General features: G+C 67.8%; 15 protein-coding genes. 13 read left to right on the plus strand and 2 right to left on the minus strand.

Translation table 11 applies throughout. The features are described 5' to 3' along the window. Positions 1–3: 3 nt before the first annotated feature. The 8 genes from C5E07_RS04940 to C5E07_RS04975 all read left to right on the plus strand — a co-directional run bounded on the left by C5E07_RS04940 (position 4) and on the right by C5E07_RS04975 (position 7,801). Entirely contained in the window at positions 4–378 is a 375-nt protein-coding gene (locus C5E07_RS04940; RefSeq protein ID WP_068480291.1) for an FKBP-type peptidyl-prolyl cis-trans isomerase, read from the plus strand. A gap of 110 nt (positions 379–488) precedes the next feature. Then, on the plus strand, positions 489–758 hold the full coding sequence (rpsO, locus tag C5E07_RS04945; protein WP_104241461.1) for a 30S ribosomal protein S15: 270 nt from the start codon (positions 489–491) through the stop codon (positions 756–758). 112 nt (positions 759–870) lie between these two features. Then, positions 871–1,950 carry a polyphosphate kinase 2 gene (gene ppk2 / locus C5E07_RS04950; protein ID WP_104298645.1) on the plus strand — a complete coding sequence of 360 codons (1,080 nt, stop codon included), beginning with the start codon at positions 871–873 and terminating at the stop codon, positions 1,948–1,950. A gap of 239 nt (positions 1,951–2,189) precedes the next feature. Further along, entirely contained in the window at positions 2,190–4,448 is a 2,259-nt protein-coding gene (locus C5E07_RS04955; protein WP_104298646.1) for a polyribonucleotide nucleotidyltransferase, read from the plus strand. 136 nt (positions 4,449–4,584) lie between these two features. Further along, entirely contained in the window at positions 4,585–5,934 is a 1,350-nt protein-coding gene (locus tag C5E07_RS04960; protein ID WP_104241458.1) for a pitrilysin family protein, read from the plus strand. Further along, positions 5,934–6,533, plus strand: a complete 600-nt coding sequence (locus C5E07_RS04965; RefSeq protein ID WP_104241457.1) for a histidine phosphatase family protein — start codon at positions 5,934–5,936, stop codon at positions 6,531–6,533. The genes C5E07_RS04960 and C5E07_RS04965 overlap by 1 nt, the downstream gene beginning before the upstream one ends. 72 nt (positions 6,534–6,605) lie before the next feature. Beyond that, positions 6,606–7,343, plus strand: coding sequence for a 4-hydroxy-tetrahydrodipicolinate reductase (gene dapB, locus C5E07_RS04970; protein ID WP_104298647.1), 738 nt, complete (start codon positions 6,606–6,608; stop codon positions 7,341–7,343). Further along, positions 7,340–7,801 carry a hypothetical protein gene (locus C5E07_RS04975; RefSeq protein WP_258063132.1) on the plus strand — a complete coding sequence of 154 codons (462 nt, stop codon included), beginning with the start codon at positions 7,340–7,342 and terminating at the stop codon, positions 7,799–7,801. The genes dapB and C5E07_RS04975 overlap by 4 nt, the downstream gene beginning before the upstream one ends. An 18-nt stretch (positions 7,802–7,819) precedes the next feature. Here C5E07_RS04975 and C5E07_RS04980 read toward each other — a convergent pair whose 3' ends face one another. After that, a complete protein-coding gene (locus C5E07_RS04980; protein WP_104298648.1) occupies positions 7,820–8,773 on the minus strand; it encodes a TIGR01777 family oxidoreductase in 954 nt (317 codons plus the stop codon). 140 nt (positions 8,774–8,913) lie between these two features. Between C5E07_RS04980 and hemW the strand changes: the two genes are divergently transcribed. Further along, a complete protein-coding gene (gene hemW / locus C5E07_RS04985) occupies positions 8,914–10,125 on the plus strand; it encodes a radical SAM family heme chaperone HemW (RefSeq protein WP_104298649.1) in 1,212 nt (403 codons plus the stop codon). 6 nt (positions 10,126–10,131) lie between these two features. On the opposite strand, the gene C5E07_RS04990 is transcribed toward hemW, so the two are convergent. Then, positions 10,132–10,695 carry a DUF4870 domain-containing protein gene (locus C5E07_RS04990; protein ID WP_104328135.1) on the minus strand — a complete coding sequence of 188 codons (564 nt, stop codon included), beginning with the start codon at positions 10,693–10,695 and terminating at the stop codon, positions 10,132–10,134. Between the two features lie 153 nt (positions 10,696–10,848). Between C5E07_RS04990 and hrcA the strand changes: the two genes are divergently transcribed. From hrcA to C5E07_RS05010, 4 genes are all read left to right on the plus strand, one after another. Next, positions 10,849–11,880, plus strand: coding sequence for a heat-inducible transcriptional repressor HrcA (gene hrcA, locus C5E07_RS04995; RefSeq protein WP_104241452.1), 1,032 nt, complete (start codon positions 10,849–10,851; stop codon positions 11,878–11,880). A gap of 88 nt (positions 11,881–11,968) precedes the next feature. Continuing rightward, entirely contained in the window at positions 11,969–13,054 is a 1,086-nt protein-coding gene (gene dnaJ / locus C5E07_RS05000; protein ID WP_104241451.1) for a molecular chaperone DnaJ, read from the plus strand. Position 13,055: 1 nt separating this feature from the next. Continuing rightward, the gene (locus C5E07_RS05005; protein ID WP_104298651.1) at positions 13,056–13,826 is read left to right on the plus strand and encodes a 16S rRNA (uracil(1498)-N(3))-methyltransferase; all 771 of its coding nucleotides are present in this window, start codon (positions 13,056–13,058) and stop codon (positions 13,824–13,826) included. A 9-nt stretch (positions 13,827–13,835) separates the two neighbouring features. Further along, entirely contained in the window at positions 13,836–14,186 is a 351-nt protein-coding gene (locus C5E07_RS05010) for a histidine triad nucleotide-binding protein (protein WP_104241449.1), read from the plus strand. The last annotated feature ends 83 nt before the right edge of the window (positions 14,187–14,269 follow it).

Consider the following 14,269-nt stretch of genomic DNA (forward strand, 5'->3'; position numbering starts at 1 on the left):
AGCATGACAAACACTGATCGCACCAAGCCAGAAGTCGACTTCCCGGGTGGAGAGGCACCAGCAGAGCTGGTCATCGAGGACATCATCGTGGGCGACGGGGCAGTCGCGGAGCCGTCCTCGACGGTCGACGTGCACTACCTCGGCGTCGAGTTCGAGTCCGGCGAGGAGTTCGACTCCTCGTGGAACCGGGGCGAGTCGGTCAACTTCCCGCTGAAGGCGCTTGTGCGCGGCTGGCAGGAAGGCATCCCGGGCATGCAGGTCGGCGGCCGCCGCAAGCTCGTCCTCCCGCCGCACCTCGCCTACGGCGCCGCTGGCGGAGGGCACCCGCTCTCCGGCAAGACGCTGGTCTTCATCATCGACCTGCTGGGCGTGAGCTGACCCCTCCCGATCTGCTATGCTCTTTCGGTTGCCGTGAAACGGCCGCGGATGAAGAGAGCTCGCACATTGTGTGCCGAGCGCCGCGCAACGAAAGAGAAGGGGGTCTGTCAATGGCACTAAGCGCTGAGGGCAAGAAGGCCATCATCGAAGAGTACGCAACGCACCCGGGTGACACTGGTTCCCCTGAAGTTCAGGTTGCCATCCTCACCACGCGAATCAAGGAGCTCACCGAGCACCTCAAGGAGCACAAGCACGACCACCACTCGCGTCGTGGTCTCCTCCTGCTTGTGGGTCAGCGTCGTCGTCTGCTCGGCTACCTCGCCGACGTCGACATCTCGCGTTACCGTTCGCTCATCGAGCGACTCGGCCTTCGCCGCTAAGCACTTTCTGCGAAGAGCCCCTGCCATCGGCAGGGGCTCTTTTCGCGTGCAGCGGCGCCTGGTCGTCCACATGGGGCCCAGGCGTGGAAGCCCCGGCGCTAGGCTGAGCGACATGGCAGCCCCTCGAACTCCAGCAAAGCCGTACGCAGACGCCAAGGGTCAGACGAAGGCCTCGGAATCGGGCAATGACGCCCGCGTGGAGGCCGGCGCATCGGACTCCACCTCGACGAGTCGCGCTCGGAAGCAGGGCGCAGGCTCTCAGGCCGCGTACCGCCTCAACCGGGCGGGCATTCCGGACATGGCCCCGGAGGTGGACGAACTCGCCGAGCTGCGCGACGAGGACCCGCTTGGCGAGGCCTGGCGCCACGGCTACCCCTACGACGCCAAGCTGCCGCGCAAGGAGTACGAGAAGCAGAAGCGCGCGCTGCAGATCGAGCTCCTGAAGCTCCAGACCTGGATCAAGGAGACGGGGCAGAAGGTCGTCATCATCTTCGAGGGCCGGGACGCGGCAGGCAAGGGCGGCGCCATCAAGCGCTTCATGGAGCACCTGAACCCTCGCGGTGCTCGCACCGTCGCGCTCGAGAAGCCGACGGAGAAGGAGCAGACGCAGTGGTACTTCCAGCGATACGTCGAGCATCTGCCCTCTGGAGGCGAGATCGTCCTGCTGGATCGCTCCTGGTACAACCGTGCGGGCGTCGAGCGCGTCATGGGGTACTGCACCCCGACCGAGTACCTCGAGTTCACGCGTTCCGCTCCCGAGTTCGAGCGCATGCTCGTCAACTCCGGCACGACCATCATCAAATTCTGGTTCTCGGTCGGTCGGGCGGAGCAGCTCGCGCGCTTCGCGGCCCGTCGCGACGACCCGGTGCGCCAGTGGAAGCTGAGCCCGACCGACCTCGCGTCTCTCGACAAGTGGGACGAGTACAGCGAAGCCAAGGAGGCGATGTTCTTCTACACGGACACCGCCGAATCGCCGTGGACGGTGGTCAAGTCGAACGACAAGAAGCGGGCGAGGCTCGAGGCCATGCGCTACGTCCTCTCCCGGTTCGACTACCCCTCGAAGGACGAGAGCATCGCGCACGCTGCTGACAAGAAGATCGTCGGGTCGCCGAGCAAGCTCTACGACGAGGGGGAGAAGCCGACGGGGGAGTTCCCTCTCGTGAAGGAGCTCCCTCGCCCGTCTCGCAAGTAGTAGGGGCGCCCGTGCGGCACTCGCCGCACGGGTTCCAGCTGCTCGTCGCCCTCCGCTGGTAGAGTCAGCAGCGCAATCATTCAAGACACGCGGGGCGGCGAGTAGCTGGTCCTCGGTGGTGGGTTCCTGTCGATGCGCTCAAGGCGCTCATTCGGCGGTGGTCTTCTACTGACGATCAGCCCGGGAAGACCCGGTCGCGCTTGCCCTTCGCGTGCACACACGCAGAAGGAGGAGACCTCTTGGAAGGTCCCGAAATCAAGTTCTCTGAAGTCGTTCTCGACAACGGCAAGCACGGCCAGCGCAAGATCCGGTTCGAAGCAGGGCGTCTCGCCCAGCAGGCGCAGGGCTCTGCCGTCGCCTACCTCGACGACGAGACGATGCTGCTGTCGGCAACGAGCATCTCGAAGAACCCGAAGGAGAACTTCGACTTCTTCCCGCTCACGATCGATGTCGAAGAGCGCAGCTACGCCGCCGGCAAGATCCCCGGATCGTTCTTCCGTCGTGAGGGACGCCCGTCGACGGAGGCCATCCTGGTCTGCCGCCTCATCGACCGGCCGTTGCGCCCCTCGTTCGTCAAGGGCCTCCGCAACGAGGTCCAGGTCGTCGTGACGGTGCTCTCGATCGCTCCTGGTGAGTTCTACGACGCCCTCGCGATCAACGCGGCTTCGCTGTCCTCGCAGCTCAGCGGTGTGCCGTTCTCCGGCCCCATCGCCGGTGTCCGCCTCGCGCTCATCGACGGCCAGTGGGTCGCGTTCCCCAAGTTCGAGCAGCTCGCCGACGCCGTCTTCGACCTGACGGTCGCCGGCCGTCTCGTCACGAAGGCCGACGGCACCGAGGACATCGCCATCATGATGGTCGAGGCCGAAGCCACCGAGCACGCGTGGGGCCTCATCCAGGCCGGCGCGCAGAAGCCCGACGAGGCTGTCGTCGCACAGGGCCTCGAGGCTTCCAAGCCGTTCCTCACGCAGCTCGTGAAGGCACAGCAGGAGCTCGCAGACCAGGCCGCGAAGCCCGTCGTCGAGTACCCGGTCTTCCTCCCGTACACGCAGGAGGCCCTCGACGCGGTCACTGCCATCGCGCACGACGAACTCGTCGACGTGTACCAGATCGCCGGCAAGATCGAGCGCCAGGATGCTGACGACGCGCTCAAGGCCAGCGTCAAGGAGCAGATCGCCGCGAAGATCGAAAGCGGAGAGCTCGACGCCTCCGTCGCCGGTCAGGTGTCGGCCGCCTACAAGACCGTCACGAAGGACGTCGTCCGCGGACGCATCCTCCGTGAGGGCAAGCGCATGGACGGTCGCGGCGTCGCCGACATCCGTCAGCTCGATGCAGAGGTCGACGTCGTGCCACGCGTGCACGGATCGGCGATCTTCCAGCGCGGCGAGACGCAGATCCTCGGCGTCACCACGCTGAACATGCTCAAGCTCGAGCAGCAGATCGACTCGCTCTCGCCGATCACGTCGAAGCGCTACCTGCACCACTACAACTTCCCGCCGTACTCGACGGGTGAGACCGGACGCGTCGGCTCGCCGAAGCGTCGCGAGATCGGGCACGGCTTCCTCGCCGAGCGCGCCATCGTCCCGGTTCTCCCGAGCCGCGAGGAGTTCCCCTACGCGATCCGTCAGGTCTCGGAAGCGCTCAGCTCCAACGGCTCCACGTCGATGGGCTCCGTCTGCGCCTCCACCCTGTCGCTGCTCAACGCCGGTGTGCCGCTGCGCGCTCCTGTCGCGGGCATCGCCATGGGTCTCGTGTCCGACGAGGTCGACGGCGAGACGCGCTACGCGGCGCTCACCGACATCCTCGGCGCAGAAGACGCGCTCGGCGACATGGACTTCAAGGTCGCCGGTACCGCGGAGTTCGTCACGGCCATCCAGCTGGACACGAAGCTCGACGGAATCCCGACGTCGGTTCTCGATGGCGCCCTGACGCAGGCTCGCGATGCTCGCATCCAGATCCTCGACAAGGCCATCAATGCCGTCATCGACACGCCGGACGAGCTCGCTGCCACGGCACCGCGCATCATCTCGGTCCGCGTTCCGATCGACAAGATCGGCGAGGTGATCGGGCCAAAGGGCAAGGTCATCAACCAGATCCAGGACGACACCGGAGCCGACATCTCCATCGAGGACGACGGCACCGTGTACATCGGCGCTGTCGACGGTCCGTCCGCCGAGGCCGCTCGTGCAGCGGTCAACGCCATCGCGAACCCGACGAACCCTGAGGTCGGCGAGCAGTACCTGGGAACGGTCGTCAAGATCGCATCCTTCGGTGCCTTCGTCTCCCTGCTCCCGGGCAAGGACGGCCTGCTGCACATCTCCGAGGTGCGCAAGCTCGCCGGTGGCAAGCGCGTCGAGAACGTCGAAGACGTGCTCGGCGTCGGCCAGAAGATCCTCGTCGAGATCACGAAGGTCGACGACCGCGGCAAGCTGTCGCTCGCACCCGTGCTCGAGGAGGCAGCTGCTGAAGAGGGCGTCGCTCTCGAGGCAGGCGCTGAGTAGCTCAGCCCACCTCTGCTCTGAAGGGCCCCGCGCATCCGTGCGCGGGGCCCTTTGGCGTCTCGCGAGGTCTCGAGCCGCTGGGAGTTGTCTCGCGGCTGACGCCGGGACGGTCAACACGCTCTAGGCTTGACTGGTTATGCGCGATGCCATTGAACTGCCACTTGACCTTCCCGAGATCGAAGCACGAGTGTCGAACGGCGGTCTCTTCCGACGTTCGGTGCTGCCGAGCGGGGTGCGCCTCCTGACCGAGGAAGTCGTCGGCGCGGCGAGCACCAGCATCGGCCTGTGGGTGCCGGTCGGCTCCCGGGACGAGCTCCCGCATGAGTACGGTTCCACGCACTTCCTCGAGCATCTGCTCTTCAAGGGCACGCCGACACGGTCCGCCTTCGAGGTATCTGCGGCCTTCGAGCGCGTCGGTGGAGAGGTGAACGCGCAGACCGCGAAGGAGCACACGCTCTACCACGCGAAGGTCCGCGATGCCGACCTCCCGATGGCCGTCGAAGTCCTGAGCGACATGATCACCTCGAGTGTGATCGACGCCGCGGAGTTCGAGATCGAGCGCGGCGTCATCATCGAGGAGCTCGCGATGGCGGACGACGACCCGAACGACGTGGTCTGGGAGCGGTTCTACGAGACGCTTCTCGGTGCGCATCCGCTCGCGAGGCCCATCGGCGGCACGCCGGCCTCGATCAGGGCCGCTGACCGCGACGCCGTGTGGAGCTCGTACCGCCAGCACTACCGTCCGGAGGAGCTCGTCGTGACCATCGCGGGGGCCGTCAACCACGACGTCGTCCGCGAGCAGCTCGAGCGCAACCTCCGGGCCGGCGGGTGGGACCTCGACGCACGCGCCGTCCCCGTCTCCCGCAGGGCCACGACGCTCGAGCCGGGCTCCGCGGTGCCGACAGGACCGCTCTCGGCCATCGAGCGCCCGCTCGAGCAGCTGGCCCTGGTCATCGGTGGCCAGGGAATCACGCAGCTCGACCCGCGCAGGGAGGCATTCGGCCTCATGCATCGGATCTTCGGTGGTGGCATGTCGTCCCGCCTCTTCCAGGAGATCCGCGAGAAGCGCGGGCTCGCCTACTCCGTGTACTCGTTCGGCGGCAGCCACTCCGATGTGGGGGTGACGGGCATGTACGCGGGATGCGCTCCCGACAACGTGCTGGAGACGGTCAGGGTGCTGCGCCAGGAGGCGGAGAAGCTCGTCCAGGACGGGGTCACCGCGACGGAGCTGGCCGACGCGAAGAGCGCGAGTGCCGGAGGCTCCGCTCTCGCGATCGAGGACGCCGACACTCGCATGTCTCGCCTCGGGCGCGCGGAGATCCACACGGGTCGCTTCTACGACCTCGAGGCGGCGCTCTCGCGGGTCGAAGCCGTGTCGCTCGACGAGGTGCAGTCCGTCGCGGCCGACATGTTCAGTGGGGAGCTCGTCGCGTCTGCGGTCGGTAAGCTCTCCTCGGAAGCAAGGACCGAACTGGAGCGCCGCTGATGTCGCACTACCTCTACCTCGTCAGGCATGGCGAGCAGGAGAACGCCGAGCACGGAATCACCGACGGCCCGCTGTCGGAGCGTGGTCGGGCCCAGGCTCATCTGATCGGCCGCAGGCTCGCGGGCGTCCCGCTCAGCGAGTCCTACACGTCGCCGCTGGATCGCGCTGTCGAGACGAGCGCGGTGATCGACCAGTACACGAGCGGTCCCGCCGCGCTCGAGTCGACGCTGCTCTTCGACTGCATCCCCACGGGACAGGACGGCGCGCCGTCGACGTACGACAGCTTCTTCGGCGGCATCGCTGACGAGGTCGTCGACGCCGGCATGGCGCAGATGAACGACGCGTACGACACGTTCTTCAGCAAGAGCCGCGACGACCGCCACACGCTGCTCGTGACCCACAACTTCGTGATCGGCGAATTCGTGCGCCGAGTGCTCGACGCCCCAGACTGGCGCTGGCTCGGCCTCAACTCCGTGAACACCGGTCTCACGGTGGTCCGGGTGCGGACCAGGAAGCCGGCTGAGCTGCTGCTCTTCAACGACCTGTCGCACCTGACGCCGGAACTGCGCACGGGAGTCAGCACCTCGATCGCCGTCTGAGGTCGTCGGGCCTGCCGCCGGGAGCCTCCCGCGTCGTCTGCTCGGCCTGCCGATGGCCGTACGCTTGTGGGCATGGAAACAAAGGTCGCCGTGCTGGGCGCTTCTGGCCGCATGGGAACACTGATCACACGGATCCTCGAGACGACCGATGGGCTCCGCTTCCATGCGGGGCTGACGAGTTCTTCTTCACTCGATGAGATGCTCGGCGCCGACGTGCTCATCGACGTCTCGCGGCTCGAGGCGTCGGAGGCGGCGGTTCCCTTCGCCCTCGAGCATGGCATCGACGTCGTCGTCGGCACGAGCGGCTGGGACGAGCAGCGGATCGCCGGTATCTCTGGCCTCGTGCCTCCGGAGCGTGCCGTCGTCTTCGTCCCGAACTTCTCTCTGGGCTCGGTGCTCGGCACCGCGCTGGCGAGTGTCGCGGGGCGCTTCTTCGAATCGATCGAGATCGTCGAAGCGCACCATGACAAGAAGGTGGATTCGCCGTCAGGGACCGCTGTGCGGACCGCAGAGCGCATCGCGACCTCGAGGGAACGGCCACTCGCCGCTGCGAACAGCGAGCAGGACGCTCGGGGGCAACTCGTCTCGGGCGTGCCCATCCACAGTCTGCGGCTACGTGGAGTCGTGGCAGATCAGCAGGTGATCTTCGGGGGAGAGGGTGAAGTGCTGACGATTCGCCACGAGACGATCTCGCAGGAGGCCTACGTGCATGGCATCAAGCTCGCCATCACGCATGCGGTTGAGACGCGGGGCACGACAGTCGGGCTCGACGGCGTGCTCGGCCTCGACGGACTGTCGGGTCGCTCGTGAAGAGCAACCTGGCCACGAAGCTCGGCGTCGCCGCCGTGACCCTGCTGCTGCTGCTCTACATCGTCTTCGTCTCGGGCATGGCGGTCTCACTGTTCGCGGGCGATATCGTCGCCAAGGTGATGGGTGCCGCACTCATCGTGTTCCCGGTCCTCGCGGTCGTCTTCGTGGCCCGTGAGCTGCTCTTCGGGATGCAGACGGAACGACTGCTCGGACGTATGGCGGACGCCGGCGAGCTGCCGGAGGACGACCTGCCCAAGCGACCGAGCGGACGCGTCGTCCGTGAGGCGGCCGACGAGGACTTTCCGAGGTGGAAGTCCGAGGTCGAGGCCGCTCCTGAAGACTGGAGGACGTGGATGCGCCTCGGTCTTGCGTACTCGGCCTCGGGGGACCGAAAGCGAGCCAGGGCTTCTCTGCGCGAGGGCATCCGCCTCGAGAAGGCCGCTCGCGCCAGGGCGTGAGCGTCCCGGCTCGAAGGGTCAGACCCCGGCGCCAGGCTCTGGCTCGAACTCCGGCGACTTGAGGGCCAGCTCGACGGCCTGACCCGCGGTGCGATCCTTGAAGGTGAAGCCCGCGTCGAGCAGGCGCTTCGGGCGGATCTGCTGGTCGGCGAGGAACAGCTCACGGCCCGCCTTCTGGAGGGTGAGATCGATGAGCGTCGATGGCGCCTTGAGCTTGTAGGGGCGCCCCAGCTCGTCGGCCAGCTGCTGCTGGATCTCGTCGGCGGTCGCGGGTGTGGGGCCGACCAGGTTGTAGGGCCCCTGCGCGTCGTCGGACTCGAGCAGGAAGCGGAGCGCGCGCACTTCGTCGCGCAGGCTCACCCACGGCCAGTGCTGCGTGCCGTCACCCAGCTGCGAGAGCAACCCGACGCTTGCCAGGGTCTTCAGGACGGTCAGGACACCGCCGCGCCCCAGGACGAGACCGGTGCGGGCGAGGACGACCCTGGTGCCGTCCGGGGCTGTCTGAGCCGCGCGCTCCCAGCGGTCGACGACACGCGGGAGGAACTCGTCGGTCTCGGGCAGTGCCGAGTCCTCGTCGAGTACCTGCCCCGGCCGGTCGCCGTACGCGCCCGACGCGGAACCGTTGATGAGGAGCGCCGGGGGCGTGGAGGAGGCCGCCATGGCACCGGTGATCGTGAGCGTCGCGTTGACGCGGGAGCGAAGGATCTCCTTCTTCACGTTGTAGGTCCACGGCAGCTTGCTGAGCGGTGACCCGGAGAGGTTCACGACTGCATCCACGCCGTCGAGGACCCTCGCGTCCAGGGTTCGCTGGGCGGGGTTCCACCGGAACTCGCTGGCGTCCTTCGGGTCGCGCCTGACGAGCCGCGTGACGCGGTGGCCGTGCGCGTGCAGTTCCTCGATGAGACGGTGGCCGATCATTCCGGATGCGCCGGAGACGAGAACGTGCTTTGGGGAGGTCGCCTGAGTGCTCATGACCTCGAAGGTAGTCGTGTCAGTTGGGCGCGAGCGCAACGCGGGGCCGTGCTCGGCTGATCGCGCGCCTGATTGCGCCTAGGCTGTGCGGGTGCATCACGTGAACCTCGCCCCGAACACGGCCCAGCCGAACGGCCATCTTGGCGCCTAGCGCGCTGCCGCTCGGCGAGCCGGTGCCGCCGAGCGGAGAGCTCCCCGGCCAGGCACTGGTCGGCGCCGAGTCACGAGACTTCGGCGTCTACATCCACGTGCCCTTCTGCCGCGTGCGGTGCGGCTACTGCGACTTCAACACCTACACGGCGGAGGAGCTCGGAGGGGTCTCGCGTTCCAGCTATGCCGGCGAGGTGGAGAAGGAGATGGTGATCGCCGAGCGGGTGCTGAGCGGTGCCCCTCGCGAGGTATCCACCGTCTTCTTCGGTGGCGGAACGCCGACTCTCCTGCCCGTCAGCGACCTTGCGGCGATGCTCGAGGGAGTGCGCAGTCGCTGGGGCCTCGCCCCAGACGCGGAGGTCACCGTCGAGGCGAACCCCGACTCGGTCGGCGAGCGTGAGCTCGCCGAGCTCCGGGCTGCTGGAGTGACCCGAGTCAGCTTCGGGATGCAGTCCGCCGTCCCGCACGTCCTCAGCGTTCTCGAGCGCACCCACGATCCGGCACGCATCCCTATCGTGGTCGCCGCAGCGAAGCGAGTCGGGCTCGAGCCGAGCCTCGACCTGATCTACGGCACTCCCGGCGAGTCCATCGACGACTGGCGCCGATCGCTCGACATGGCGCTGGCGCAGGAGCCGCTGCACGTGAGCGCGTATGCGCTCATCATCGAGGAGGGCACGAAGCTGGCCAGGCAGATCCGCCGCGGCGAGGTGCCCGCTGTGGACGACGACCTGCAGGCCGACATGTACGAGCTCGCAGATGAGCGACTCTCAGCGGCCGGGTTCGAGTGGTACGAGGTCAGCAACTGGTCGCTCGACGGCAAGCACGCGTCTCGCCACAACCTCTCCTACTGGCGAGATGCGGACTGGTGGGGATTCGGGCCAGGCGCGCACAGCCACGTGGGTGGCGTGCGCTGGTGGAACGCCAAGCATCCGAGCGCCTACGCATCGAGGCTTGCTGAGGGCATCACCCCGGCCATGGGGCGCGAAGTGCTCGACGAGGAGACGAAGCGCTTCGAGCGGATCATGCTCGGCTCGCGTCTGCGGGAGGGCCTCGCGATCTCCGAGCTGGACGACTCCAGCGTCGTCGCCGAGCTCATCGCCGAGTCGCTCGTCGACGGGAGGGCCGCGCTGAAGGGCAGGCTCGTCCCGACGCTCCGCGGTCGGCTCATGGCAGACGCGATCGTGCGCCGAATCGCCGCCTGAGCCGGCTCAGCTCACGAACCGGAAGGTGACCGGGTACCGGTAGGGGAGACCCTTGTTCGCCTGGACCGCGCCGAGAATGGCGTAGACGACGACGGCAACCCAGAGCAGCGGGTAGAGGAGCGGGACGATCAGCGCCAGCGGGCCGCCGATCAGCGAGAGCAGCGAGATGACGCCGATGCCGAGGTACACGATCGCAACGGTGATGCCGAAGTTGAGCGCCTCCCGGCCCTCGCTGTCGGCGAGAGGCCCCCTCCGCCGCGTGACGAGCCAGAGGATGAGCGGCCCGACGGCCGGGGCGACGATGTTGAGCAGGTGATCGAAGGTTCCGACGAGGCGGTCGCCGTCTCGGGTCAGGGGCGGTTCTGTCCCATTCTGCGGGCCCGACTGCTGGTACTGCCCGCCCTGCGGGTGCCCGTAGGGAGCCTGCTGTCCGTACGGGACCTGCTGACCGTGGGGAGCCTGCTGCCCGTACGGTGGCTGCTGCCCGTAGGGTCCCGGCCGGTCGTATGGCGGCTGCCGAGGCTGATCCTGGTGTCCTGGCGGCGGGGTCGGTGCGTTCTGATCTGACACGGGGTTCCTCTCGTCGGTTTCGCCCACGCTACTGCGCGTGCCCTCCGAGGGCCTGGCATCCTGCTGGTGGCGCGAGCGGAAAGCGGTAGGATTGGCAGTCTCAGGTTCGGAGTGCCAGTCCGACTCGCAGCAGCTCGTCGAGGGAGGAGCATCGTGGTTTCAGACAGAAGCATGCAGGTGCTCCGCGTCATCGTCACCGACTACGTCACGAGTCGTGAGCCGGTGGGCTCCAAGTCGATCGCAGACCGTCACGATTTCGGCGTCTCCGCGGCCACCATCCGCAACGACATGGCACAGCTCGAAGACGCCGAGCTCATCGTCGCCCCGCACACGTCCTCCGGGCGCATCCCGACCGACAAGGGCTACCGACTCTTCGTCGACCGGCTCGCCGAGTTCAGGCCGCTCTCCGGGGCGCAGCGTCGGGCGATCGAGACGTTCATCGAGGGCAGCGACGACGTCGACGAGGTGCTCGGACGGTCGGTGCGACTGCTAGCGCAGCTCACCAACTCCGTCGCGATCGCGCAGTACCCCTCGCTCGCGAACGCCGCCATCCAGCACGTCGAGTTCGTCCTGCTGTCGAGCATGCGCGTCCTCACGGTCCTCATCACCGACTCGGGCCGCGTCGAGCAGCGCATCGGGCATCTGCGTGCCGAGGTGAGCGTCGAGCAGCTGCATGTGCTCCGGGACCGGCTGGCCGGCCGCCTCGTCGGGAAGACGGTCGCGCGCGCTTCGACGGAGCTCAGGGATGTCAGCGGCATCATGGGGGAGCGAGACGCGGAGCTCTTCGCGCCCGTCATCGCCAACCTGCTCGAGCTCGTCCTGGCGCACCGCCAGGAGCGCCTCGTCATGGCGGGCACCGCGAACCTCGCCCGGACCGAACGTGACTTCCCCTCGAGCATCCTGCCCGTCCTCGAGGCCATCGAGGAGCAGGTGGTCCTCCTGCGGCTGCTCGACGAGCTCCACTCCAGCCCCGAGGCCTACTCGGTCAGCATCGGCCAGGAGAACGTCGACCTGGGCCTCGGCGAGACGGCTATCTTGACGAGCGGCTACCGCAGCTCCGGGAGCGACGCGCGTCTCGGCGTCGTCGGGCCGACGAGAATGGACTACCCGAGGAATATCCAGGCCGTTCGAGTGGTTGCGAGTTACCTGTCACGGGTGCTCGACGAGCAGCACTCGGACGACTGACCCACACCGCCAGATCACTCGGCGGATGCACCCGGCGCCTGACAACGCAGGCGTGACACACACAGATGCAAAGAAGGAGTCGCCACTCTTGGCAGACCACTACGACGTGCTCGGCGTGAGCCGTGAGGCGTCCCAGGACGAGATCAAGAAGGCCTACCGCAAGCTGGCACGCCAGCTGCACCCGGACGTCAACCCGTCCGAAGATGCCGCGGAGCGCTTCAAGTCCGTCACGCACGCCTACGACACGCTCATCGACCCCGAGCGGCGCCGGCAGTACGACCAGGGCGGCCCAGATGGGCAGTCCTTCGGCGGCTTCGGCGACATCTTCGAGACCTTCTTCGGCCAGCAGGGCTCCCGCGGACCCCGCTCGCGCGCGGAACGCGGCCAGGACGCGCTCGTGCGCGTCGAACTCGACCTCGACGAGGTCATGTTCGGCACGCACCGGGACCTCGAGGTCACGACGGCGATCGCCTGCGAGAACTGCCAGGGCACCTGCTGCGCGCCAGGGACCTCGCCGACGACGTGCTCGGCATGCGGTGGGGCCGGGTCCGTGCAGCGACAGGTGCGCTCCATCCTCGGCATGGTCGTCACGAACCAGCCGTGCGCGCAGTGCCGCGGCTACGGCACAGTCATCGAGCACCCGTGCGACACGTGCCACGGCCAGGGGCGCGTCCGATCGAACGTGAGCATCCCGGTCGACATCCCGTCCGGTGTGGACTCCGGGCTGCGCATCCACCTTCCCGGTCGGGGCGAAGCCGGACCAGCAGGGGGAGCGAACGGCGACCTCTACCTCGAGATCCGCGTGCGCCCGCACGAGGTCTTCTCGCGAGACGGCGATGACCTCCAGTGCGTCGTCGAGGTGTCGATGGCCGACGCGATCCTGGGCACCTCGACCACGGTCGGTGCGCTCGACGGCGACGTCGACCTGCAGATCCCCGCGGGCGTGCAGTCGGGTGAGGTGCTGACCGTTCGAGGTCGGGGCATCACGCGGCTTCGCTCGACGCATCGCGGCGACCTCGACATCGCCGTCCAGGTCGTGACCCCGGCGAAGCTCGACGGCAGGTCGCGCAAGCTGATCGAGGAGTTCGCTGCCCGTCATCGCCACGAGGCCCCTCGCCTCGCGCGGGAGAAGCAGGGGATGTTCTCGAAGCTCCGCGACCGTTTCGGTCGCTGACGTGGCGTGGCTCTACCTCGTCGAGGACCTCGACGAGGCGCTGCGCGTCGGCGGCGTCGTCGAGGTGCGCGGCGCGGAAGCCAAGCACATGGCGGTCGCGCGGATGCGAGTGGGCGAACGTGTGCAGCTCGGCGACGGGCGCGGCTTCGTGGTCGACGGCGAGCTCGCTCTGAGTGAGCGCGACCGCGCACTCGTCACGGTCCTCGCCGCGCGGCGAGTGGCGCAGTCGGCTCCGCGTGTCACGGTTGTCCAGGCACTCGCGAAGGGCGGGCGAGACGACCTCGCCGTGCAGGTCGCGACGGAGCTCGGAGCCGCGGCGTTCGTGCCATGGCAGGCGAAGCGCAGCGTGAGCCGCTGGGACCAGAAGGCCGAGAAGGGCCGTGAGCGGTGGGCATCCATCGCCAGGGAGGCCAGCAAGCAGAGCCTCGCCGCGTGGGTCCCGGATGTGGCCCCGCTGCACTCGACGGGTGAGGTCGCAACGCTCGCCGGTCACGCGCCGATGCTGGTCCTCGACCCGCTCGGCGACACCTCGCTGCGCCAGGCCCTCGTCGAGCAGGTCCCGGCAGGCGCTTCCGGGCTGACGCTCGTCGTCGGGCCAGAGGGCGGCATCGACGAGAGCGAATTCGAGGCCTTCGAGGCTGCCGGCGCCAGGCGCGTGCACCTCGGCGCTGGCGTTCTTCGAACCTCGAGTGCGGCTCCCGCCGCGATCGCGGCGATCCTGGCGCTGAGCGGCACGTGGGACTCTCGGTCCCGCGCGAGTGCCGAGTCGTAGGCTGGTCTCATGTCGAGTTCAGAGCCGTCCATCTTCACGCGCATCATCAACCGCGAGATCCCAGCCGACATCGTGTTCGAGTCCGAGCGGGTCATCGCCTTCAAGGACATCAGCCCGAAGGCGCCCGTGCACCTTCTTGTGGTGCCCAAGACCCAGGAGTACGCGAACGTCGCCCAGCTCGCGGCAGGCGACCCGGCACTGCTCGCCGAGGTCATCGCGGTCGCCCAGGGGCTCGCCGATCAGCACACCGACAGCGAATTCCGGCTCATCTTCAACTCGGGGGCGGCAGCAGGTCAGACCGTCTTCCACGTACACGCCCACGTCCTCGGCGGAGGACTCTCGGAAGGATCCCTTGCCTAGTCAAGACAATTCACCGTCCCAAGGTCCCGGGGAGCCCGGCACCTGGACTGATTTCGTGGAGCAGACCACCACGGTTGAAGGCG

This window comes from Pseudoclavibacter sp. RFBJ3, from assembly GCF_002931375.1.
Classification (GTDB): domain Bacteria; phylum Actinomycetota; class Actinomycetes; order Actinomycetales; family Microbacteriaceae; genus Pseudoclavibacter.

What these genes read in the sequence shown, in the direction of transcription:
- C5E07_RS04940 (WP_068480291.1), top strand. Translation starts at nt 4, where the DNA reads ATGACAAACACTGATCGCACCAAGCCAGAAGTCGACTTCCCGGGTGGA.
- rpsO (WP_104241461.1), top strand. Translation starts at nt 489, where the DNA reads ATGGCACTAAGCGCTGAGGGCAAGAAGGCCATCATCGAAGAGTACGCA.
- ppk2 (WP_104298645.1), top strand. Translation starts at nt 871, where the DNA reads ATGGCAGCCCCTCGAACTCCAGCAAAGCCGTACGCAGACGCCAAGGGT.
- C5E07_RS04960 (WP_104241458.1), top strand. Translation starts at nt 4,585, where the DNA reads ATGCGCGATGCCATTGAACTGCCACTTGACCTTCCCGAGATCGAAGCA.
- C5E07_RS04965 (WP_104241457.1), top strand. Translation starts at nt 5,934, where the DNA reads ATGTCGCACTACCTCTACCTCGTCAGGCATGGCGAGCAGGAGAACGCC.
- dapB (WP_104298647.1), top strand. Translation starts at nt 6,606, where the DNA reads ATGGAAACAAAGGTCGCCGTGCTGGGCGCTTCTGGCCGCATGGGAACA.
- C5E07_RS04980 (WP_104298648.1), bottom strand. Translation starts at nt 8,773, where the DNA reads ATGAGCACTCAGGCGACCTCCCCAAAGCACGTTCTCGTCTCCGGCGCA.
- C5E07_RS05010 (WP_104241449.1), top strand. Translation starts at nt 13,836, where the DNA reads ATGTCGAGTTCAGAGCCGTCCATCTTCACGCGCATCATCAACCGCGAG.